Source organism: Amycolatopsis sp. cmx-4-54 (genome assembly GCF_046548895.1).
Classification (GTDB): Bacteria; Actinomycetota; Actinomycetes; order Mycobacteriales; family Pseudonocardiaceae; genus Amycolatopsis.
Map to the genome: position 1 here is coordinate 363861 of NZ_JAEBEJ010000005.1, position 23095 is coordinate 386955.

Annotated in this window: 16 protein-coding genes and 1 riboswitch; of the genes, 10 read left to right on the plus strand and 6 right to left on the minus strand. The window is 69.2% G+C overall.

From position 1 onward, the window contains the following. Window positions 1–33 precede the first annotated feature (33 nt). From ACLJQ7_RS18935 to ACLJQ7_RS18955, 5 genes are all read left to right on the plus strand, one after another. Window positions 34–1596 (plus strand): deoxyguanosinetriphosphate triphosphohydrolase family protein, encoded by a 1563-nt coding sequence (locus ACLJQ7_RS18935; RefSeq protein ID WP_410649495.1) that lies wholly within the window; start codon window positions 34–36, stop codon window positions 1594–1596. Window positions 1597–1809: 213 nt separating this feature from the next. Continuing rightward, window positions 1810–4680 carry a S8 family serine peptidase gene (locus ACLJQ7_RS18940; protein ID WP_410649815.1) on the plus strand — a complete coding sequence of 957 codons (2871 nt, stop codon included), beginning with the start codon at window positions 1810–1812 and terminating at the stop codon, window positions 4678–4680. A 647-nt stretch (window positions 4681–5327) separates the two neighbouring features. Beyond that, complete coding sequence (locus ACLJQ7_RS18945; RefSeq protein ID WP_410649496.1) at window positions 5328–5996, plus strand: acVLRF1 family peptidyl-tRNA hydrolase; 669 nt, start codon at window positions 5328–5330, stop codon at window positions 5994–5996. Window positions 5997–6140: 144 nt separating this feature from the next. Next, a complete protein-coding gene (locus tag ACLJQ7_RS18950) occupies window positions 6141–7769 on the plus strand; it encodes an ABC-F family ATP-binding cassette domain-containing protein (protein ID WP_410649497.1) in 1629 nt (542 codons plus the stop codon). Window positions 7770–7947: 178 nt separating this feature from the next. Continuing rightward, a complete protein-coding gene (locus ACLJQ7_RS18955; protein ID WP_003071237.1) occupies window positions 7948–8157 on the plus strand; it encodes a helix-turn-helix domain-containing protein in 210 nt (69 codons plus the stop codon). On the opposite strand, the gene ACLJQ7_RS18960 is transcribed toward ACLJQ7_RS18955, so the two are convergent. Continuing rightward, complete coding sequence (locus ACLJQ7_RS18960; RefSeq protein ID WP_410649498.1) at window positions 8158–9459, minus strand: glycosyltransferase family 87 protein; 1302 nt, start codon at window positions 9457–9459, stop codon at window positions 8158–8160. Window positions 9460–9605: 146 nt separating this feature from the next. On the opposite strand from ACLJQ7_RS18960, the gene ACLJQ7_RS18965 reads away from it, so the two are divergent. After that, window positions 9606–11471, plus strand: coding sequence for an ABC transporter ATP-binding protein (locus ACLJQ7_RS18965; RefSeq protein ID WP_410649499.1), 1866 nt, complete (start codon window positions 9606–9608; stop codon window positions 11469–11471). 87 nt (window positions 11472–11558) lie between these two features. Here the strand turns inward: ACLJQ7_RS18965 and ACLJQ7_RS18970 are convergent, their stop codons facing one another. Further along, on the minus strand, window positions 11559–12287 hold the full coding sequence (locus tag ACLJQ7_RS18970) for an SIS domain-containing protein (RefSeq protein WP_410649500.1): 729 nt from the start codon (window positions 12285–12287) through the stop codon (window positions 11559–11561). A 131-nt stretch (window positions 12288–12418) separates the two neighbouring features. Here ACLJQ7_RS18970 and ACLJQ7_RS18975 point away from each other — a divergent pair, with 131 nt between their 5' ends. From ACLJQ7_RS18975 to ACLJQ7_RS18990, 4 genes are all read left to right on the plus strand, one after another. Beyond that, window positions 12419–13114 (plus strand): alpha/beta hydrolase, encoded by a 696-nt coding sequence (locus tag ACLJQ7_RS18975; RefSeq protein ID WP_410649501.1) that lies wholly within the window; start codon window positions 12419–12421, stop codon window positions 13112–13114. A gap of 21 nt (window positions 13115–13135) precedes the next feature. After that, window positions 13136–14398 (plus strand): class I SAM-dependent methyltransferase, encoded by a 1263-nt coding sequence (locus tag ACLJQ7_RS18980; protein ID WP_410649502.1) that lies wholly within the window; start codon window positions 13136–13138, stop codon window positions 14396–14398. A gap of 94 nt (window positions 14399–14492) precedes the next feature. Beyond that, window positions 14493–15704: an LCP family protein gene (locus tag ACLJQ7_RS18985; protein ID WP_410649503.1), complete on the plus strand. Its 1212-nt coding sequence runs from the start codon at window positions 14493–14495 to the stop codon at window positions 15702–15704. 117 nt (window positions 15705–15821) lie between these two features. Further along, window positions 15822–16352: a GNAT family N-acetyltransferase gene (locus tag ACLJQ7_RS18990; protein ID WP_410649504.1), complete on the plus strand. Its 531-nt coding sequence runs from the start codon at window positions 15822–15824 to the stop codon at window positions 16350–16352. Here the strand turns inward: ACLJQ7_RS18990 and ACLJQ7_RS18995 are convergent. From ACLJQ7_RS18995 to metE, 4 genes are all read right to left on the minus strand, one after another. Continuing rightward, the gene (locus tag ACLJQ7_RS18995) at window positions 16339–16803 is read right to left on the minus strand and encodes a peroxiredoxin (RefSeq protein WP_410649505.1); all 465 of its coding nucleotides are present in this window, start codon (window positions 16801–16803) and stop codon (window positions 16339–16341) included. The two genes, ACLJQ7_RS18990 and ACLJQ7_RS18995, sit on opposite strands and share 14 nt — an antisense overlap. Window positions 16804–16820: 17 nt before the next feature. Then, window positions 16821–18668, minus strand: a complete 1848-nt coding sequence (locus ACLJQ7_RS19000; protein ID WP_410649506.1) for a putative bifunctional diguanylate cyclase/phosphodiesterase — start codon at window positions 18666–18668, stop codon at window positions 16821–16823. A gap of 209 nt (window positions 18669–18877) precedes the next feature. Further along, complete coding sequence (locus ACLJQ7_RS19005) at window positions 18878–20323, minus strand: cytochrome P450 (RefSeq protein WP_410649507.1); 1446 nt, start codon at window positions 20321–20323, stop codon at window positions 18878–18880. 140 nt (window positions 20324–20463) lie between these two features. Next, the gene (gene metE, locus ACLJQ7_RS19010) at window positions 20464–22737 is read right to left on the minus strand and encodes a 5-methyltetrahydropteroyltriglutamate--homocysteine S-methyltransferase (RefSeq protein ID WP_410649508.1); all 2274 of its coding nucleotides are present in this window, start codon (window positions 22735–22737) and stop codon (window positions 20464–20466) included. 98 nt (window positions 22738–22835) lie between these two features. After that, window positions 22836–23050: riboswitch (cobalamin riboswitch) on the minus strand. Between the last annotated feature and the right edge of the window lie 45 nt (window positions 23051–23095).

The window sequence follows — 23095 nt, forward strand, 5'->3', positions numbered from 1 at the left end:
TCTCTCAAAGTCTCGACGGATACCGTGTGAGGCATGGAACAGACGGACCCGAGGGCGTGGCGGCGCGATCCGGAAAGCGCGAACGCCGGGTTCAGCGATCTCGCCACGAGCCCGTTCCGCATCGACCGGGACCGGATCGCCGCTTCGCCGTTCTTCGCCCGGCTCGGCGGCGTGACCCAGGTCGTCAGCGCCGGGGGCGCCGGGTTGCTGCACAACCGGCTCACGCACAGCCTCAAGGTCGCGCAGGTCGCGCGCGCCATCGCCGAGCGGATCAACGCGAACGGCGATTCCGCCGAACTCGCCGCGAAACTGGGCGGCTGCGATCCGGACGTCGCCGAGGCCGCGTCGCTCGCGCACGATCTGGGACATCCGCCGTTCGGGCACCTCGGCGAGCAGACCCTGGACCGGATCGCCCGCCACCGCTTCGGCCTCGCCGACGGTTTCGAAGGCAACGCGCAGTCGTTCCGCATCATCACCACCACCGACGTGCGCGGTCCGTCGGCATCCGGGCTCGACCTCACGACGGCGGTGCGCGCCGCGGTGCTGAAGTACCCGTGGGCGCGGTTGCACGTGCCCGATCCGCACCCGACGTCGATGCGCGTCCAGCCGCGCGGCGCGGCCGAGCCCGCCGACGCCCCCGGCACCGGTGCGAGCAAGTTCTCCGCCTACAGCACCGAACTCGACGACTTCACTCAGGCGCGTGCCCCGTTCGACGGCCGGATCGAACCCTGGCAGCAGACCGTCGAAGCGTCCGTGATGGACACCGCCGACGACATCGCCTACGCCATCCACGACCTCCAGGACTTCCACCGGATCGGTGTCCTGCAGCACGCGCCGGTCGCCGCCGAGTTCGCCGGCTGGGTCGACCACGCGCTGGAACTGGCCGGGCTGGACGACGCGACGTTGACCGCGGAACGGCGGCTGCCGGGCCGTTCGCTGGAACGGCTGCGCCGCCGGATGCACGCCAAGGACGGCTGGATCGTCGACGACGACGCCTTCACCAGTGCCGTCGCCCGTGTCCGCGCCGAACTCGTCGACGGCCTGCTCGCCACCGGCTTCGACGGTTCCATCGAGGCCGAGCAGGCCACCGCCGCCTTCTCTTCGAAGTGGACCGCTCGGCTCGTCGACGGTGTCCAGATGGTGGCATCGCCTTCGACCCGGACGGGGCATCTGACGCTGCGTCCCGCCCAGTGGCACGAGGTGCAGGTGCTGAAATTCGTGCACCGGCAGTTCGTGCTGCTGCGCCCGGAACTCGCGCTGCACCAACGCGGGCAGGCGAGCCTGGTGACGACGCTGGTCGACGCGCTCGACGCGTGGCTGCTCGACCGCGACGAGTTCTACCGCCTCCCGCGACGGCTGCACGATCTGATGGAACTGGCGCGGGCCGAGTTCAGCGAACTGGCGCGGACGTCGCCGGATCTGCTCATCGGAGCGACCGGGGAACCGGTCACCGGTGCCGACGCCGTACGCGGCCTGGCGCGCGGGCGGGCCGTCGTCGACTTCGTGGCGTCGCTGACCGACAAACAAGCGGTGACCCTTTTGGACGGCTTGTCCGGCCGTGCCTCGCAGCCTTGGTCGGATTCGTTCGTCCTGTAATGGCGCGATTACCCTGAACGGCCCACGATCTGCGGCCGAATCCGGAAATTCTCCATCCGACGTCACCCGAACGGCGCCTGCCGCCGGTGCACGCCCGGTACTTAGCTTGATCGAGCCGGTGATCGCCGGCGTCGGTCAGCGTGAGTCGGGGCACGCGCCCATGAATCGGAGGCGCACGTGCGTCCAACCCGTTCCAGCAGGAGAAGAAGAACGATCCTGACCGCGGGCACCGCTGCCCTCGTCACCGCGCTCGGTCTGGTGAGTCCGCCCGTCGCGGCGGCGGAAAGCGGCGGATCCCCGGACGCGTTCTCGGCGAACACCGTCCGGCAGATCGAGGCGCTGCAGTCGATCAAGAAGAGCCAGCACGCCGGTGAGTCCAAAGTGGACAGCCGATTGCTCGTCGAACAGAAACTCCGCGCGCAGCGGATGCCGGCCTCCGCGGTTCCCGCACTGGGGTCTGGGGCGAATGTCTCCGCGGCCGGCACCGTACTCGTGGACATCCGGGGCCAGGTCTCGGAAGAACTCCTCAAGGGACTGCGTGAATCCGGTGCGGGGATCCGCGCGGTCTCCGAGCGGTACGGCAGTGTCCGCGCCGAGGTGCCGCTGAACGCGGTCCCGGCGATCGCGGCCCGTGCCGACGTCAAGAAGGTCGAGACCGCCAACGAGGCGTTCACGGCCCGCCAGCTCGCCGAGCCCGCCACCGCGGGCAAACGGGAAAGCAAGGAAGAGAAGGGCGCCCGGATCGCGGACGAGCTGAAGAAGGCCGTCGAAGCCAAGGGACAGGCCGGAATCGCCGCCGGGCCGATCAACAGCGAGGGCGATCGAGCGCACAACGCCGACACCGCGCGCCGGCAGTTCGGCGTCACCGGTGTGGGCACCAAGATCTGCGCGCTGTCCGACGGGATCGACTCGCTCGCGACCTCGCAGGCGCGCGGCGAACTCCCGGCGGGCGTCGACGTGATCCCCGGCCAGGAAGGCGAAGGCGACGAGGGCACCGCGATGCTCGAGATCATCCACGATCTCGCGCCGAACGCGGCGCTCGGTTTCGCCAGCGCGTTCAACTCCGACGCCAGTTTCGCCGACAACATCCGCAAACTGCGGTTCGACGCGGGCTGCGACGTCATCGTCGACGACGTCCTGTACTTCAAGGAATCGCCGTTCCAGGACTGGATCATCGCCCAGGCCGTGAACGACGTGACCGCCGACGGCGCGCTGTACTTCTCCTCGGCCGGCAACGAAGGCAACGTCACCGACGGCACTTCCGGCCACTGGGAAGGTGACTTCGTCGACTCCGGCAAGAGCGTCGGCAAATTCGCCGGTGCCGCGCACAACTTCGCCGGTGCCGCGGGCAATCAGATCTTCCAGCCGCTCTCGAACGCGTCGGGCCGGGTGCCGGTCACGCTGTTCTGGTCCGACCCGCTGGGTGCCTCGAACAACGACTACGACCTGTACCTGCTGAACGCGGCGGGCAACGTGGTCGACTTCAGCCAGGACGTCCAGACCGGCACTCAGGACGCCTACGAACGGGTCGACACCACGGGCGTCGCCGGCCTGCGCCTGGCCATCGTCAAGTTCTCCGGTGAAGGCCGCTACCTGTCGCTTTCCGCGCTGCGTGGCCGGTTCTCCGACTCGGCCGACGGCCTCAAGGCCTACACCAGCCCCGGCGTGACCGTGGGCCACTCGGCCGCACGGGACGCGTTCAGTGTCGCGGCGGCACCGGCGGCCAAGGCGTTCCCCCGAGCCCTCGAACCGGGCGACCCGGCCAACCCCGCCGGTCCGTTCCCCGGCGCGTTCGACGCCACCACGAAGGTCGAACGGTTCACTTCGGACGGTCCGCGGCGAATGTTCTACCAGGCCGACGGCACGCCGATCACCCCGGGCAACGTCTCCGGGACCGGTGGTGAGGTCCGCGCCAAGCCGGACATCACCGCGGCCGACGGCGTCTCGACCAGCGTCACCGGCTTCACCACGTTCTACGGCACGTCGGCCGCCGCGCCGCACGCCGCCGCGATCGCGGGCCTGGTGCTCTCGGGCAATCCGGGGCTGCCCCCGGCCGACGTGCGCGAGGCGCTGATCAACACCGCCGTCGACATCCTCGCGCCCGGCCGCGACAACTCCAGCGGTGCGGGAGTCATCCTCGCCGACAAGGTGCTCGCCTACACCGGCGCCAGCCCGCAGCCGCTCGCGTCCGCGAGCCAGCCGACGGTCACCCCGGCCGACGGCGGCTCCGCGCTCGACCCGGGCGACACCGCCAAGGTCACCCTTCCGGTGACCAACCGCGGCGACGGCACCGCGACGTCCACCAGCGTCGTGCTCTCCAGCCCGACCCCCGGTGTCACGGTGGCGCCGCGGTCGAAGTCGTACGGGACGATCAGCCCCGGCCAGACCGGCGTGAACGACTTCACCATCAACGTTCCCGCCACGCAGGAACCCGGGGTGCCGGTGGTGCTGAACGCCCGCGTGACCTTCGCGGGTTCGTACTCGCCGACGACGTCCACGTTCTCGCTGCCGGTCGGCACCCCGTCGCCGGTTTCGCGGGACTTCGCCTACGCCGGTGAGGCGGTGGCGATCCCGGACAGCGACCCGACCGGCGTGACCGTGCCGATCGCGGTGAGCGGGGTCGGGCGCGCGTCGAAGCTGACGTTCTCGGTGGACGGGGCGACCTGCGACGCCGACCAGACCTCGACGACGGTGGGCATCAACCACTCGTACGCAGGTGACCTGGTCGGCACGCTGACGTCGCCCTCGGGTGCGAAGGCGACCGTGTTCCAGCGCAGCGGCGGCTCGGGCAACAACCTGTGCCAGGTCGTCTTCGCCGACAACGCGACCACCGCCTTCAGCTCGGTGAACGCGGCGAACGCGCCGTTCAGCGGCACTTACAAGCCGGCGCAGGCGCTCGGCGGCCTGGCCGCCGGTTCGGCCGACGGCACCTGGAAGTTCACCGCGGTGGACGTCGCCGGTGGTGACACCGGGTCGATCCGCGCGATCTCCTTGCACATCAACGGTTTCGTTCAGTCCGGCGTGGCTGAGCGGCCCGCGGGTGTCGGGAAGTCGGTCGGTCGTGGGCCGGTGAAGCCGGTCTAGTCCTTTCGGTTTGCGCGTGAAGGCCCCTTCCCTCGGCTCAGCCGAGGGAAGGGGGCCTTCACGCGTGTCGGGCGGGCGGGTGTTGCGAGAGTTGCTTTCGCAACGCATGCACGCGTCTGCTGTTGCCGCGAATCGGCGACAGTCGTATGGGCGGGGGGCTTCTGGGTTGCCAGGCGGGTCGTGAAGGCTGCTTGTGCGACGTCTGAGGTTCCGAGAGTGGTTTTCGCGACCCGGCCGATGGGCGACTCCGTGCTCACTTTGCCGCAGCCGCGGCGTAGGTGTTGCGAAAGCCACTTTCGCAACCTTCAACGTTGCGAAAGTGGCTTTCGCAACGCACGTACGCGTCTGCTGTTGCCGCGAATCGGCGACAGTCGTATGGGCAGGGGCTTCTGGCTTGCCAGGCGGGTCGGGCCGGGTCGCGAAGGCCACTTGCGCGACGTCTGAGGTCCCGAGAGTGGTTTTCGCGACACGGCCGATGGGCAACTCCGCGCTCACTTTGCCGCAGCCGCGGCGTAGATGTTGCGAAAGCCACTTTCGCAACCTTCAACGTTGCGAAAGTGGCTTTCGCAACCCGGCCGGGGAGCAGCGCCGCGAAACGGCAACGAACGATCCCTGCCGAACACGGCCAGGCCCCGTACGTTGGACCCATGGCGAGGGAGCGGCAGGTGGCGGGCGGGGGACGGGCGGTCGAGGTCGCGCCGGATCGCCTCGAAGGCTGGTACGCCCGCTTCGCCGTCCGCAACGAAGGTGTCCGCGAGACCGAGCTGAGCCCCGGCACCGTCACGGTCGTCGCGAGCAACGGCGTGAAAGCCGTCGCGAGCGTCCCTTTCGGACCGCTGAACGCCGAAGGAACCGTGCCGGGTCTCGCCGTCGGCCCGCTCGTCGAGCACGCGCTGATCTCGCGGCGGATCGCGCTCCTGCTGGTGCGCCGCGGCGGGCACAGCGTCGGGATCGCGCGCGGGGGAGTGGTCGTGCAGTCCAGGACGGACCGCCATCTCGTCCAGGGCCGGTCCGCGGCGGGCGGCTGGTCCCAGCAGCGGTTCGCTCGGCGGCGGGAAGGGCAAGCGCGCTCAGCGCTGCGCTCCGCCGCGGACGACGCTTTCGAGGTACTCGTCCCACAACTGTCCGAAGTGGACGCCGTAGTACTCGGCGGTGACCGCCGCGCCCTGGAATCCCTGCGTGACGACAAGCGTCTCGCGCCGTTGTTCGAGCGTGCCGAGGCCCGCGTCCTCGACATCGCCGAACCGCGCCGCACGGTGCTCGAAGACGCGGCGGAACGGGCTGCCGCGGTCGAAATCACCCTGTCCGGGCCGTGACGTCGGGCACGGTCGGATAAAACCGTTCGACACCGGCCCGTACACTGATCGCGTGGACATCCTCTTGGAGTGAGCTCCTCGTCTGCCCGACGGCAGACGAGTCGAAGCCGTCCACTCATCCACCCCTTTTTACCGGGAGTTCCCGTGATCACGGCCTCTGGCCTGCAGCTGCGCGCAGGGTCGCGCATCCTGCTCGACGACACCAACGTCCGCATCCAGCAGGGCGACCGCATCGGCCTGGTCGGCCGCAACGGCGCCGGCAAGACCACCTCGCTCAAGGTGCTGGCGGGGGAGGGCGAGCCGTACGCGGGCGAGGTCCGCCGCAGCGGCGAGCTCGGTTACCTCCCGCAGGACCCGCGCGAGGGCGACCTGTCCGTCACCGCGAAGGACCGCGTGCTCTCCGCGCGCGGCCTCGACACCTTGCTGCGCAACATGGAAAAAGCGCAGACAGCGATGTCGGAGCTGGCGGACGAGAAGGAACGCGACAAGGCGGTCAACCGCTACAGCCGCCTCGAAGAGCGCTTCGCCTCCCTCGGGGGGTACGCCGCCGAGAGCGAGGCCGCGCGGATCTGTTCCAACCTCGGCCTGGCCGACCGGGTGCTCGAGCAGACGCTGCAGACGCTCTCGGGTGGTCAGCGCCGCCGGGTGGAGCTCGCCCGGATCCTGTTCGCCGCCGCCGAGGCGGGCGCGGGCGGTAAATCCGAGACGATCCTGCTGCTCGACGAGCCCACCAACCACCTCGACGCCGACTCCATCAACTGGCTTCGCGGCTTCCTGAAGCAGCACGACGGCGGTCTCGTGGTCATCAGCCACGACGTCGAACTGCTCGCGGACGTCGTCAACAAGGTGTGGTTCCTCGACGCGACCCGCAGTGAGCTCGACCTCTACAACATGGGCTGGCAGCGCTACCTCGACGCGCGCGCCACCGACGAGAAGCGGCGCCGCCGCGAGCGCGCGAACGCCGAGAAGAAGGCGTCCGCACTGCAGCAGCAGGCCGCCAAACTGGGGGCCAAGGCGACGAAGGCCGTGGCCGCCAAGAACATGGCCCGCCGTGCCGAGCAGATGCTTTCCGCGCTCGACGAGACCCGGCAGGCCGACAAGGTCGCCCGGATCAAGTTCCCCGAGCCCGCCCCGTGTGGCCGGACCCCGCTCACCGCGGAGGGACTCTCGAAGTCCTACGGTTCGCTCGAGATCTTCACCGGAGTCGACCTCGCGATCGATCGCGGGTCGAAGGTCGTCGTGCTCGGATTGAACGGTGCCGGAAAGACCACATTGCTCCGGTTGCTCGGCGGAATGGAAACTCCGGATACCGGGGAGACCATTCCAGGTCACGGATTGCGTTTGGGCTATTACGCACAGGAACATGAAACGCTCGACCACGACGCGTCCGTGTGGGAAAATATCCGTCACCTCGCGCCGGACACCGGCGCGCAGGAGTTGCGGAACCTTCTCGGTTCGTTCCTGTTCACCGGCGAGCAGCTCGATCAGCCCGCCGGCACGCTCTCCGGCGGTGAGAAGACGCGGCTCGCGCTCGCCGGGCTGGTGTCCAGCGCTGCCAACGTTTTGCTGCTCGACGAGCCGACGAACAACCTGGACCCGGCCAGTCGCGCCCAGGTCCTGGACGCTTTGCGCAGCTTCGCCGGAGCCGTCGTCCTGGTCACGCACGACCCGGGTGCCGTCGAGGCGCTGGAGCCGGAACGCGTGATCCTCCTGCCGGACGGAACCGAGGACCATTGGTCGGCGGATTATCTGGAACTTGTCCAGCTTGCGTGAGGCCTGCGTCCGTTCGGGTGCTTGATCGATGCCATCCGGCCACTGAAATGGCCCAATGTGATCGCGGTTTCAGCAGTTTTGCGCTCGTCGTCTGGCATTCCGGCGCTCAGTGTTCGATCATTGCGGCGACAGGGGCCGTTATGTGGCCCAGAACACTCTCGGCGGGAAGGCGATCGACGTGGCTGATCTCAAGAAAGGCGCGCGGATCACCGGCAACACGCGTGACAAGCTGGCCGCTGACCTGAAGAAGAAATACGAGAAGGGCTCGAGCATCCGCGCTCTCGCGGAGTCCACGGGTCGCTCGTACGGGTTCGTGCACCGGGTCCTCTCGGAGTCCGGCGTCCAGCTGCGCGGCCGTGGCGGTGCCACCAGGGTCAAGAAGAAGTAGTCACGAGGAAGTAGCGGACTGCTGCGCGGGGGGCGCAGTTCCCTTTCCAGGGACCGCTGTTTCACGGGTTTCCGCGGCCAGGAAGACCAGCCTGGCGCCGAGCAGGACCAGCGGATACACCAGGTAGCCGTACCTCGTCGCCGGCGTGAGCATGATCAGCGCGACGAGTCCGACGGCCATGCGCAGCAGCGCGTCGGAACCGGTCGCGGGAGGGCGGCGAAGCAGCCAGACCAGGATCGCGACGGCAGCGATCCCGAGCAGGGCGAAGGAAACCGCCGTGCCCACCGGGCCGAGCGAGGCGATGAGGTGTCCGGGCAACGGGCTCTCCGCCGGTGACTTGATCACGCCGATTCCCAGCGGGAACCGGAAGACATGCTCGGCGAACGCCTTGGGGTCGACCAGGTAGACGGGGACGTGCACGACGAGCGTCGTCACCACGAGTGCCGCGGCGAATCCGCCCAGTGCGCGAGGACCACGCCTCGTGATCAAGAGGACACCCAGCACCACTATCGCGGGCGCGACGATGAGTTTCGCGCTGACCACCAACGCCAGCACCAGACCCGCCAGGATCGCGCGGCCGGTCGTGGCCAGCGTGAAGGACAGCACCAGCAGGCCGACGATGGCCAGATCCGGGCCGGCGACCGCCCAGGTCAGTGCCGTGAGCGGGCAGGCGAGCGCGAGTTGCGCCGCGCTGACCGGGATCTTCGGCCACTTCAGCAGCCGCAGCGTCAGCAGCACACACGCGACGGCCGCGAGCGCGAACACCCAGCGCGCGTCGGTGAGGGCGTTCGCGACCGGCCCGCCGCCGAAGAGCGCACGCGGCAGACCGAAGACGGTCATCACCGGACCGTATGGCGTGTAATCGTTTACTTCCACCGCGCGACCGAGCGCGGTGACGTCGACGTACGGGGTTCCGTTCTCCAGAAGGAGTTTCGCCGACCGCTCGATCACCCAGACCTCGGGCTGGGCGGCCCACGAGTTCGGCGTGACGAGCCAGTCCACTCCGGTCAGACGGCGAATGACGAGCATTCCCAACGGAAGGATCATGGCGAACAGGCCGATGGCGCCGATGCCGATCCACCGTGAACCGAGCGCGCCCGGCGGCCGCTCGCCGCGCCGGGCGGCGACCATCAGCCAGCCGGAGTGGAGCACGGCGAGGCCATAACCCGCTACAGCGAAGTTCGCCCACACGCGATAGCCGTAGAACTCCGCGACGGCCGTGTTCACGACGGCGAAGATCAGGCAGCCCGTGTAGAAGACCAGGTCTATGGTCAATCGCCGCCGGTCGGGGTCCATGGTCACCGGCTCAGGCTACCGACGTGGCCGCGTCCGCCGGAAAGCGGACGCGCAAACCGGGAAGCATCCCGTGTCCTTCGGTGTTGGTGGTGGTTATATCCGGGAAAACCCTCGACTAATATCGAGGTTCTGGGGGCAAAGAGAGGGTTCTCATGGACAACACCTGGTCGCTGATGAACTCGGCGATGAAGTCGGCCGACGTTCCGAAGGGACTGCACAAGGGAACACTCCGCCGTGTCGCGCGGTTCGCCAGACCGCATTGGCGGAGGCTGCTGATATTCCTGGCGCTCACCGTCGTCTCCGCGGTGCTGGCGGTCAGCACGCCGGTACTGGCCGGGAAAGTGGTCGACACGATCGTCGGCGGGCACGACGTCTCGCTGGTGGTGTGGCTCGCCGTCGTGATCGCCGTGCTGGCGCTGATCGACGCCGGGCTCGGGCTGGCCGAACGGGCGCAGTCGTCGAGGATCGGCGAGGGGATCATCCTCGACCTGCGGCTCGCGGTGTACCGGCACGTGCAGCGGATGCCGGTCGCGTTCTTCACCCGCACCCGCACCGGCGCGCTGGTGAGCAGGCTCAACAACGACGTCATCGGCGCGCAGCGCACGTTCACCGCGACCCTGTCCGGGTTGGTCACCAACGTGATCCAGCTCGTGCTGTCGCTGGTGGTCATGATGACGCTGTCCTGGCAGGTCACGCTGCTGGCGCTGGTGCTGCTGCCGGTGTTCATCCTGCCGACGCGGCGGCTCGGACGGCGGATGGCGGCGCTGCAACGGGAGGCGGGCCAGCTCAACGCGTCGATGACCACGCAGATGACCGAACGGTTCTCCGCGCCGGGCGCGACGCTGGTGAAGCTGTTCGGCGACCCGGCACGCGAGGCGGGCGACTTCGGCTCGCGAGCCGGGCGAGTGCGCGACATCGGGGTGCGGACGGCGATGCTGACGCGCTGGTTCCTGACCAGCCTGACCACGGTCTCCGCGCTCGCGCAGGCCCTGGTCTACGGGCTCGGCGGCTACCTCGCGCTGACCGGGGCGCTCGCGCCGGGCACCGTCGTGGCGCTGGCGTTGCTGCTGACCAGGCTGTACTCACCGCTGACCGCGCTGGCGAACGTCCGGGTGGACGTGATGACCGCGCTGGTCTCGTTCGAGCGGGTCTTCGAGGTGCTCGACCTCAAGCCGATGATCGAGGAGAAGCCTTCCCCGCGTGGTCTGCCCGAAGGCCCGGTTTCGGTGGAGTTCTCGGACGTGCGGTTCGGCTACCCCGCGGCGGACCGGTACTCGCTGGCGTCACTGGAGGACGTGTCCACTTTGGATCACCGAGGTGGCGAGGAGGTGTTGCACGGCATCAGCTTCCGCGCCGAACCGGGACAGATGGTGGCGTTGGTCGGTTCGTCCGGTGCGGGTAAGTCGACGATCGCCTCGCTGCTGCCGCGGCTCTACGACGTCGACGCCGGATCCGTCCGATTGTCCGATGTGGACGTTCGGGACCTCGGTTTCGCCACGTTGCGGGAAACCGTCGGCGTGGTGACCCAGGACGGCCATCTCTTCCACGACACGATCCGGTCGAACCTCGAATACGCGCGGGCCGGCGTCACCGACGCCGAGATCTGGTCGGCCCTGGAGAAGGCGCGGCTGGCCGAGCTGATCCGGGACCTGCCGGACGGGCTGGAGACCGTGGTGGGGGAGCGGGGCTACCGGCTCTCCGGCGGGGAACGGCAGCGGCTGACCATCGCCCGGCTCCTGCTGGCGCAGCCGAGGGTGGTCGTCCTCGACGAGGCGACCGCGCATCTGGACTCGCAGTCCGAGGCCGCCGTCGGTGAGGCGCTGACCGACGCGCTCGACGGGCGGACCGCGCTGGTCATCGCGCACCGGTTGTCGACGGTCCGGGCGGCGGACCAGATCCTGGTGATCGAGCACGGGGAGATCGTCGAGCGGGGGACGCACGAAGAGCTTCTCGCGCGGGAAGGGCGCTACGCGGCGCTTTACCTGACGCAGTTCTCGGAGGAGCCTGCGGCCGTGTGACCTCATGGCGCGCGGGGGTCTGCGGGCTCGGTGGTCGTGAGTGTTTTGGGTCGTTAGAACGACCCGAAACACTCACGACCCTGACCGCTACCGCAGCGCCGGGACCCGCGCGCCGTACTTGGCCAGCAGCGCGGCGTTGGCCTCGTCGCCACCGTCCACGTTGGAACTGCGCCACAGCGGGATGTCGACGCCCTGTGCCGCACCGAGATCGACGACCTCGGCGAGCACGAGGTTCCACAGGAACGCGTTGATCACCGTGGACAGCGGCGCGGTCCGCGGCGCGTCCGGCGGGTAGCTCGCGTCCCCGGGCCGGACGTGGGAGTCGAGCACGATGCTCGCCTCTTCGAGCAGCGTCGTGGCCGCGCGTTTGGGTGCCTTGGCCACCGACGCGGCCGAGCTCACCGCGATGACCGACGCCCCGCGCTTCCGCGCACCGGCGGCCAGTTCGACCGGGTACGGGTTGACCCCCGAGGTCGAGAACACCACCAGCACGTCGTCCGGCCCCGGCGCGCGCTCGGCCAGCACCTCTTCGGCCAGCCCGGAGCGGCGCTCGGTCTTGGTGCTGTGCTGCGCGCCGTGCAGCGGCAGCAACTCGGGGTGGTAGACCGGGTACACGCAGGCGAGCCCGCCCGCCCGGTAGAAGGTCTCGGCGACCGCGGCCAGCGAATGCCCGGCCCCGGCGGTGAACACCAGGGCGTCCGCCCGGATGACCCCCAGGATCAGCTCGGCCGATTTCCGGATCTGCTCCGCGTTACCCCGTTCGGCCTCAGCGAGCCGTTCGGCGACGTCTGCACAACGTTCGGTGGTGCTCACCACATCCGCCCTTCCGTCTGGAGATCAGCGACGAATGTATCGCGTGGACCAATGGCCGAAGTGGAATACATCGGGTCATGATCGAGGTTGACCCGACCACTGCGGCCGGGGTTTCGGAGACTGGAGGGTCCAGGGTGAGCGAGGCTGATCCCGCGGTGCGGACTTGGCGAGCACGCGGCCGGGTGAAAGGCGTGGTGCTGGTCTTGCACGGCGGCGCGGAGCACAGTCATGCCCGCGTGGCGCCGTGGCGGCTGGCGTACCAGCGGATGGTGCCGCTGGCGAGGGACGTCCACCGGGCGGTCCGGGGGCACGGGGCCGAGGTGCGGCTCCTGCGCAACCGGGTCTACGGCTGGAACGACCACGGCACCGACGCGCTCGCCGACGCACGCTGGGCGTTGGAACAGATCCACGACGAGCACCCTGGGGTTCCGGTGATCCTGGTCGGCCACTCGATGGGCGGACGGGTCGCTCTGCGCGTCGCCGACGATCCGGCCGTCATCGGCGTCTGCGCGCTGGCGCCGTGGACACCGCCGGGTGAACCCGTCGGCGCCGTCGACGGGCGTGCCGTGCTCATCGCGCACGGGACCAAGGACCGGATGACCGATCCGGTGGCGTCACACGCTTTCGCGGAACGCGCCGAAAAGGTGACGTCACGGTCCGCGCGATTCGAAATAAGCGGCGAAGGGCACGCGATGCTACGGAGGTCTCGCGTCTGGAACCGTCTCGTACGGGCTTTCACGCTCGAGCTGATCGAGGCCGGGGGAAGCGACGAAACGCTGAGCGGCGCCTGGGGGCGGCCGAGCTCGGAACGGCTGCGGATCCCGGTCTAGACCGGGCGGGAGGGAGTACTCATGTCCACGTCGAGCGTCGATCGGATGGCCGGTTCGTCCGGCCTGCCCACCCCCGACGAAAACCGGTGGCCCGGGCTGGCCACCCCGCCGCAGTCCCCGTTCCGGGCGCGGATCGCCGAGCAGTTGTTCCGGCAGGCGGTGCGCCCGCTGAACGTCCGCGTGCGCATGCCCGACGGCTCGCAGCTCGGCTCGGGCGGGCCGGACGCGCCCGAGATGCGGATCAACCGCCCCGCCGCCTTCTTCCACCGCCTCGGTGTGGACGCGAAGATCGGCTTCGGCGAGGCCTACATGGTCGGCGACTGGACGAGCGACGCGCTCGCCGAGGTGCTGACCCCGTTCGCGGAGCGGATGGCGACGCTCATCCCGCCGCTGCTGCAACGGTTCCGCCGGTTCGTCGACCGCGGCCACCCCGCGGACGAGGAGAACACCGTCGAGGGCGCGCGGGCGAACATCCATCGGCACTACGACCTGTCGAACGAACTGTTCGGCGCGTTCCTGGACCCGTCGATGATGTACTCGGCGGCGTTGTTCGGCCCGGACGACGACCTCACCGCCGCCCAGCACCGCAAGATCGACAGCGTCCTCGACTACGCCGGCGTCCGCGAAGGCAGCACCGTGCTCGAGATCGGCACCGGCTGGGGCGAACTCTCGATCCGGGCCGCCGCGCGCGGGGCCACGGTCACGTCACTGACCATTTCCCAGGAGCAGGCGAAGCTGGCGACCGAGCGTATCGCGGCGGCGGGTTTCGCCGACCGCGTCGACGTCCGGCTGTGCGACTACCGTGACGCAGGCGGTCAGTACGACGCCGTGGTCAGCGTCGAGATGATCGAGGCCGTCGGCGAGTCCTACTGGCCCACGTTCTTCGAGACCATCGGGAAGCGGCTGAAGCCGGGCGGCAGGTTCGGGCTCCAGGCCATCACCATGGACCACGAACGCATGCTCGCCGCGGCCCGGTCCTACACCTGGGTGCACAAGTACATCTTCCCCGGCGGGCTCATCCCGTCGACCACGTCGGTCGAACAGGGCATGCTGGCGCACACCCGGCTGAATCTGCAGGGCGTACGCGAGTTCGGCCAGGACTACGCCCGCACGTTGCGGCTGTGGCGGGAGAAGTTCACCCAGCGGTGGGACGAAATCACCGAACTGGGCTTCGACGACGTCTTCAAACGGACGTGGGAGTTCTACCTGGCGTACTCCGAAGCGGGCTTCCGGTCGGGATATCTCAAGGTCCACCAGTTCGGATTCGCCGAAAACGGACAGTGAGCTCCACCCAACCGATGCGGGGTGCCGGACGTCCTTCACCTAGGGTCTGCGGTTGACTGGGCCCTACACGCGAGATCGGGACGGGTGATTCGGCATGACGTATGGAGGCGACGACCGAGGGCGACGGATGCCGCCGCCGCAGCGGCCGCCGTCCGGTCGCCCCCGGCGGCACCAGCCCGCGCAGATGATGCCGCTGCCGGGCCGGGGGAGCAGCCCGTACGACGAGCGGACGCGGCCCATGGGGCACGGCGGCCAGGAGCGGCCCGCCGGCCCGCCTCCGCGCCGCCCGGGCCCGCCGCACCCCCCTCCGGGGCGCCCGATGGACGACGCGCGGCCGCCGCGGCGACGTAAGCGCTGGGGTTTCGGCAAGGTGCTGCTCACCCTGCTGACCGTGTTCGTGGTCTTCCTCGCCGGCGTCTGGGTGTACCTGGAGTTCTCCATCAACCGCGTCGACGCGCTGGCCGACTACTCCGGCCGTCCCGTCGCGGCCGAAGGCACCAACTGGCTGATCGTGGGTTCGGACAGCCGCGACGGGCTGACCCCCGAGGAGCAGGAGAAACTGGTCACCGGGGACAGCAAGGCCGCCGGCGGCGGCAAGCGCACCGACACCATCATGATCGCGCACGTGCCGTCCAACAGCACCAAACCGACCCTGCTGAGCCTCCCGCGCGACTCGCAGGTGACCATTCCGGGGCACGGCAAGAACAAGATCAACGCCGCGTTCTCGATCGGCGGCCCGGCGCTGCTCGCACAGACCGTCGAAGGCGCCACCGGCCTGCGCATGGACCACTACGCCGAGATCGGCTTCGGCGGGTTCGCCAAGATCGTCGACGCGATCGGCGGGGTCCACATGTGCGTCGAGAAGCCGATGGAGGACACCCTCACCAAGATCAAGATCCCGGCGGGCTGCCAGGACCTCCAGGGTCCGCAGGCGCTCGGGTTCGTCCGCATGCGGCACAGCGAGGCCACCCCGCGTTCGGACCTCGACCGCGTCGCCAACCAGCGCAAGTTCATCGGCGCGCTGGTCAGCGAGATCGGCAGCCCCGGCACCCTGCTGAACCCGTTCTCGCTGTTCCCGCTGCTGTCGACGGGACCCGACGCGCTGACGATGGATTCGGGTGACCACGTACACAACCTGGTGGGGCTGGCGCTGGCGATGCGGGGGATCTCCTCGGGCGGCGTCGTCACCACGACGGTGCCGGTGACCAGCGGTTCGGCGGAGAACTGGGACAAGACGAAGTCGAAGCTGCTCTTCGACGCGTTGAAGAACGACACGGAGATCCCGGACAGCGCGATCCTGACCTGATCCGGCCGCCATGAACGGGCCGTTCCTTGCGAAATTCGCCAGGAACGGCCCGTTCATGGCGTCGGCGGGACCGGAAAACCGGAGGCGCCGGGAACGGAGGCGAGTCACCATGGGCGGATGGAAGCACCCGCCGAAACCCTCGCCGACGAAGTCGTCACGCTGCGCCGCTGGAAGCCGGAGCAGCTCGAAACCCTTGCCGCCGTGGCGGGGGGTTCGGACGCGCATCTCGGTGCGTGGATGCTGTGGGCCACCTACGGTTACGGCCGTCGCGAAGCCGCCGATTTCCTGGAGAACACCGCACGGAACTGGGCCGAAGACAGGACTTACGACTTCGCGATCTTCGCCGGGGACGAACTCGTGGGCGGCACGGGCATGATCATCCATCCGGACCGGATCGAGATCGGCTATTGGCTCGGCCGCCATCACACCGGCCGCGGCTACGTGACCAGGGCGGCGCGCCTTTTGACCGCCGAGGCCTTCCGGCTCGGCGCGCCGGAGGTCGAGATCCGGCACGACGAGGAGAACCGCGCGAGCGGTGCCGTGCCCGCGCGGCTGGGGTTCACGATGATCGGCGACGAGGTCACCGAACCGCCGCTCGCCCCCGCCTGTGCGGGTGTCACCAGGATCTGGCGGCTCAGGCGTCCTTAGTCTTGCGCTCGCGCAAGGCCGCGAGTGCCTTGTCCGCGTGCACGGTGAACTTCAGTTCGCTCTTGATCACTTCGAGCACCTTGCGGTCGGTGTCGATGACGAAGGTGTGCCGTTTGGCGTGCAGCGGGCTGAATTTGCGCCATACGCCGAACTGTTTCGCCACCACACCGTCCACATCGGACAGCAGGGGATAGTCGAAACCGTGTTTGGCCGAGAACTCCTGCTGTTTGGCGACGGCGTCCGGGCTGATGCCGACGCGGTGCGCGCCCACTTCGGCGAATTCGGCGGCGAGATCGCGGAAGTGGCAGCTTTCCGCGGTGCAGCCGCTGGTCATCGCGGCGGGGTAGAAGAACAGCACGACCGGGCCGGACGAGAGGAGGTCCGACAGCGTGCGCTCCTCGCCCTTGTCGTCGGGCAGGGTGAAGTCCGGGGCGATGTCACCTTGGTCCATGGACCGATCCTGTCACGTCAGTGGGCGTGCCGTTCGATCAGCTCGTCGACCTCGTCCCCGGTCGCGGAATCCGCCACGAACGAACCACGCGCCGCGAGAACGCCGTACCGCCGCAGCCGTTCGGCCTGTTCGTGACTGTGGACGCCTTCCGCGCCGATGCGCAGTTTCAGCTCCTTGGCCCTGGCGACCAGCTGGCACAGGTGGCGGACGTCGGCCTCGTCCTCGCCGTCGGCCAGCGCGTCGACGACCGCGCCGGACAGGATCACGTGGCGGACCGGCAGCCCGTGCCGCGGGATCAGCTCCAGATCGTCCGAACCGGAGATGGTCAGCACCAGCTGGGCGCCCAGATCGGCCAGTACGGCGAAGGAGTCGAGCACCTCGCCGTCTCCGTCGAGGATGGATTCGCGGTCCGTGCACAGGCGCAGCGCCTGGGCGGGCAGGTTGTGCCGGTCGAGCTGTTCCTTGACCAGCAGGACCAGATCGGGCTCGATGGCCAGCCGGTTCGGCAGCCGCACGCAGACGTCGGGCGCGGCCTCGCCGAACCTGTTCCGCCACCTCGCGGTGGCGGCGAGCGATTCGGCCAGCAGCCATCGGCCGAGCGGGATGGTCATCCCGGTGATCTGCGCGAGCGGGTAGAACTCGTCCGAGTCGAGTTCGCCCTTCTCCGGATGGCTCCAGCGCAGCCCGGCGTTGACGGCGGCCAGCTGGTCGGGATTCGCGAGCTTCACCGTCGGCTGGTAGATCAGCGAGAACTCGCCGTTCTCCAGCGCGCCGGCGATGACCGCGCCGAGCTGGTAGCGGCCACGATCACGCGCGTCGAGTTCCGGATCGAACAGCATCCACTGCGCCTTGCCCGCCTCCTTGGCACGGTGCAGCGCGATCTCCGCGGCGCGAAGCAGGTCTTCGGGTCCGCCGTCGGTGACCGGGCGGACGACGATGCCCGCGCTCGCGCTGACGCCGATCCCGTGCCCGCCGAGATAGATCGGCTCGACCAGTTCCTCCAGTGCCTGCTCGACCAGCGCGATCACCTCGGGCGAGGTGAAGTCGCCGCGCAGCAGGACGGCGAACCCGTCGCCGGACAGCCGGGCGACCGAACCTTCGTGCCTGCCGGTGAACACGGCCGTGAGCTTGTTCGCGACCCCGCGCAGCACCTGATCACCCACGCCGGCCCCGAGACCGTCGTTGATCACCTTGAAGCCGTCGACGTCGAGATACACGAGCGCGACCTGCTCGCCGCCGGATCCGGCCAGCGCGGCTTCGAGGGCGTTGCCGAACGCGGTGCCGTTGGGCAGGCCGGTCAGCGGGTCGTGCACGTTCTGGTGCCGCAGTTGTTCCTGCAGCAGGTGGATTTCGTTGGCGTCGGAGACCATCAGCACCGGATAGGTCGAACCGGGCCGGTCGCCGGGCAGATCGGTCAGGGTCACGTCGACCCAGAGAGGGCCTTCCTCGCTGTGATTCACCAGCAGACGCTCTTCCTGCGTCGGCTGGCCGTGCGTCATCAGCTGAGCGAGCCCGTTGCGCAGGCGGGCGACGTCGTGTTCGGCGGAGCCGAGATCGGGGATCTCCCGGCCGCGCAGCGAGGCGGGACGACAACCGAGGAGGCGGCCGAGCGCGGCGTTCGCCTCCACGATGGTGCCGTCGGCGTCGGCGAGGGCGATCCCGACGGGAGAGGCGGAATAGAGCTTGGAGAAGCGCAGCACGGCAGGCTGATGGTCGGGCTCGGCCAGAACGGCGTCCTGGGCGACACCGAGCAGCAGCTGCTCGAGTTGCTCCTTGGGAAGCGATACTCCTTTAGTGTCAGCGAGCGTCTCGGCCCATCTCCGAGCGACGTCCACCAACCCTGGCGCGGAACCAGGTTCGGGCACACTTCACCTCTTCATGCGCGGTTGATGACCAGCTCAGACCGGGTGTCCGAGCCCATGGGCCCACACTAGGTATGAGCCGGCCGGGTGTAGTGCCACGGCATCATGCGCGATCCGGGGTGTCTACCGGCTGAAAGGGTGATCGCAGCTACACGAGTGGTGACCGGAAGTCACCAAGAGTACTCGATCGTGGTTGTCCGATTGGTCCGGCTTCAGCGGGCCGTCAGGTGGATCGGCAAGCCGTCCGCCGGCACGGGCAGCGAGACGTAGTCCCAGCGTGCGGTGTAGTTCTCCGGTACCGACCACCGATACGCCCGCAGCATCTCGTGCAGCAGCGCCTTCACCTCGAACGTCCCGAAATGCAGGCCGATGCACTTGTGCGCGCCGCCGCCGAACGGCATCCACGCGTAGCGATGCGACTTGTCCTCGCGGCGTGCCTCGCCGAAGCGGTCCGGGTCGAACCGCATCGGGTCGGTCCAGTGCTCCGGCGAGAAATGGTTGACGGTGGGGGAAACCCCGACGAGTGTCCCTTCGGGAATGAAATGCCCGAGAACCTCGGTGTCCTTCACGGTCTTCCTGGTCAGGGAAGGAACCGGCGCCACCAGCCGGAGGGCCTCCTTGATCACCAGGTCCAGCGTCGTCAGGGTCTCCAGCGCCTCGATGTCCGGCACGTCGTCGCCGAGCGCGAGCGATTCCCGACGCGCGCGTTCCTGCCACTCGGGGTTCTTGGCGAGGTGGTAGACGGCGGCGGCGCTGGTGATCGTCGACGTGTCGTGCGCGGCCATCATCAGGAAGATCATGTGGTTGACGACGTCGGCGTCGGTGAAGCGGTCACCGTCTTCGGTGGTGGCGTGGCACAACGCGGTGAAGAGGTCGTCGCCGTCGCCTGCCCGTTTCGCGGGCAGGTTCGCCGAAAAGTAGCGTTCGAGGACCTTGCGGCCGTGCAAACCCGCGGCCCAGCGGCCGCCGGGAACGGGGAACCGCACGATGGCCGTGCCCGCGCGCACGGAGTTCACGAACGCGCGGTTGATCGCGGCCGCGTCGTCGCCGGATCGCATGCCCATGAACACGCGCGTCGCGACGTCGAGCGTGAGTTGCTTGAGGGACCAGTAGATCCGCGGGTTCGGCCGGTCCGCCCACGCGGCGACGCCCTCGCGCAGGGCCGGTCCCATCTGGTCGACGTAACCGGTGAGCCGTTGCCGGGTGAACGCCGCCTGCATGATCCGGCGGTGCAGGTGGTGCTCGCCGAAGTCGAGCAGCATCAGGCCGCGGTCGAAGAACTGTTCGATGAAGAACTTCCAGCCCTCCTGGGAGAAGGCCTTGTCCTTGTTCACCAACGCGATCTGCGTGGCCTCCGGGCCGGAGAGCGCGACGATGCGGCGCCCGAACGCGCCCATCCACGACACCGGTCCGTAGGTCTCATAGCGTTTGAGGCCGAACTCGATGCCGAAGCGCATGAAGTCCAGCGCGTGCCCGATGACCGGCGGGCCTTCGTCGCCGAGAACGGGTTTGAGGCCCGGCGGGGCGGGCGCGAGTTCGCGGACCGGCCAGGTCGCGCCGAGCCAGCGCTGGTCGACCGACCGTGGCAGGGGGATCGAGGTGAGCGGCGGGACCCGTTCGCGCAGTGCCCCGGTGACCTTTTCGACGGCGTTCGCCATGGTGACCATCTCCCCGCTGAGATCGGTTACCGCTCCACCATCGCACCCTTGTTGACGTCCTGACAATACCCTGGGGGAGGTACATGAAGGCCCCCTTCCTGTACCTGGGCGCAAGGAAGGGGGCCTTCATGTACTTCAGGTCAGCGGAGTTCGGAACGGACGGTGCGGGCCGCGGCGACGAGGTTCCGCAGGGCCGGTTCGACCTCGGCGTATCCGCGGGTCTTCAGGCCGCAGTCCGGGTTGACCCAGATCCGCTCGGCGGGTACGGCACCGACGGCGGTCCGCAGCAGCCCGCCGACCTCGTCGACGCCGGGGACGCGCGGCGAGTGGATGTCGTAGACGCCCGGCCCGACGCCGCGGCCGAAGCCCGCCGCGCCGAGGTCGGTGACGACCTCCATCTTCGACCGCGCGGCCTCGATGCTGGTGACGTCCGCGTCGAGCGCGTCGATCGCCTTGACCACGTCGCCGAATTCCGAGTAGCACATATGCGTGTGAATCTGCGTCGCGTCGTCGATCCCCGACGTCGCGAGCCGGAACGACGAAACCGCCCACGCGAAGTACGCCTCATGCGCCGCTGCGCGCAGCGGGAGCAGTTCCCGCAGCGCCGGTTCATCCACCTGGATGACGCGGATGCCCGCCTCCTGCAGATCGTGCACCTCGTCGCGGATGGCCAGCGCCACCTGGCGGGCGGTCTCGCCCAGCGGCTGATCGTCGCGGACGAACGACCACGCCAGGATCGTCACCGGCCCGGTCAGCATCCCCTTGACGGGCTTGCCGGTCAGGCTCTGCGCGTAGCGCGCCCACTCGACGGTCATCGGCTCCGGACGCGAGACGTCGCCGTACAGGATCGGCGGCCGGACGCAGCGCGAACCGTAGGACTGCACCCAGCCGAAGTCGGTGGCCGCGAACCCGGCCAGCCGCTCGGCGAAGTACTGCACCATGTCGTTGCGCTCGGGCTCGCCGTGCACCAGCACGTCCAGGCCGAGGTCCTCCTGCAACCGGATGACTCGTTCGATCTCGGCCTTCATCGCCGCCTCGTAGCCCGCGTCGTCCAGCGAGCCCGCCTTGTGCGCGGCGCGCGCCTTGCGGACGTCGGTGGTCTGCGGGAACGAGCCGATCGTCGTGCTCGGCAACGGCGGCAGATCCAGCGCGGCCTGCTGAGCCGCCGCACGCCGGGCGTAGGGGGAGCGGACGGTGTCTTCCGGTCGCAGCGCCTCCAGCCGGGCGCGGACGCCGCTGTCGGCCAGATCCACCGCCGTCGCCCGATCCGCGGCCGCGGCACGGGCGACGGCGAGGTCGACGCCCTCCTTCTTCAACGCGCGTCCGAGCAGGACGACCTCGTCGACCTTCTGTTCGGCGAAGGCGAGCCAGCCCTTGAGACGCGGGTGGAGCCCGTCCTCCCGCTCGACGTCGTAGGGCACGTGCAGCAACGAGCAGGACGTCGACACGCTGACCGACTTCGCGATGCCGAGCAGGGTCGTCGCTCGGCTGAGCGCGCGGGTCGGATCCGTGCGCCAGACGTTGCGCCCGTCCACGACACCGGCCAGCACCTCCTTGTCCCGCAAGGCGGGTTCGGCGGCGACGGCGTCCACAAAGGACTCATCGGTGACGAGGTCGACGGCGATCGCGTCGATCGGGGAGCGGGCGAGCACGCCCAAGCCGCGACCGAGGGCGCCGAAGTACCCGGCGACCAGGATCTTGGGCCGCGCGGTCTCCTTCGCGAGCCGGTGGTAGGCGCGGATGAGCGCGTTGAGCTCCCGCTCGGTGCGGTCGGCGGCGAAGGCGGGTTCGTCGAACTGGACCCACTCGACGCCTTCGTCGTGCAGGCGCCTTAGCAGCTCGACGCAGCCGTCGAGGAGGCTGTCGAGCAGGTCCAGCGGGCGGAAACCTTCCGGGGCGGCCTCGGCCGGCTTCGCGAGCAGCAGAAAGGTCACCGGGCCCACCAGCACCGGCCGGGTCTCGACGCCGACCGCGCGGGCTTCGCGGTATTCGTCGAGCGGTTTGGTGCCGGTGAGCGAAAACGTCGTGTCCGGGCCGAGTTCGGGGACGATGTAGTGGTAGTTCGTGTCGAACCACTTCGTCATCTCCATCGCCGGCGCGTCCTGCACCCCGCGTGCGGCGGCGAAGTAGGTGTCGAGCGCCGAGAGACCGAGCGTCGTGAAGCGCTCCGGCAGCGCTCCGAACAGCTCGGTGGTGTCGAGCACCTGGTCGTAATGGGAAAAGGTGTTGGAGGGGACGGAATCCAGCCCCGCGTCCTTGAGTTCCCGCCAGGTCCGGGTGCGCAGCGCGCGGCCGGTGCCCAGCAGCTCGGCCTCGTCGATCTTGCCCGCCCAGTAGCGTTCGAGTGAACGCTTGAGTTCCCGGTCCGGTCCGATCCGGGGGTAGCCCAGCACTGTCGTGCCGATTTCGGTCACAGCTCTCTCCTCGCGAGCTTGTCGTGAGAGCCCGGAGCGCGCAGGAGTGACCGCCGTTCGGTCGTGCCCATCCCACGAGGCCCGGACTCACGCACGCCGTCGGCGCGCGTACCACGGGCAGGTCTTCGGACTCGTGGGCGACTCGCTCGTTCCTACCGGCCGTCGCTTCCCGGGGCGCCATGTCCCAGTGCTTTACCGTGTCTCGCACGGTGACGGCTTTCGTTCCCACATACCGCTGCGGGGCAGTCCCGGATTCGCACCGGGTTCCCTGTTACCTCGACCGGCCGGGGAGGCCGGGCGAACCAGTAGCACCCCGGAGCGTACCGAGCCCCGCTACAGCCCCGCTGGACATGTGACG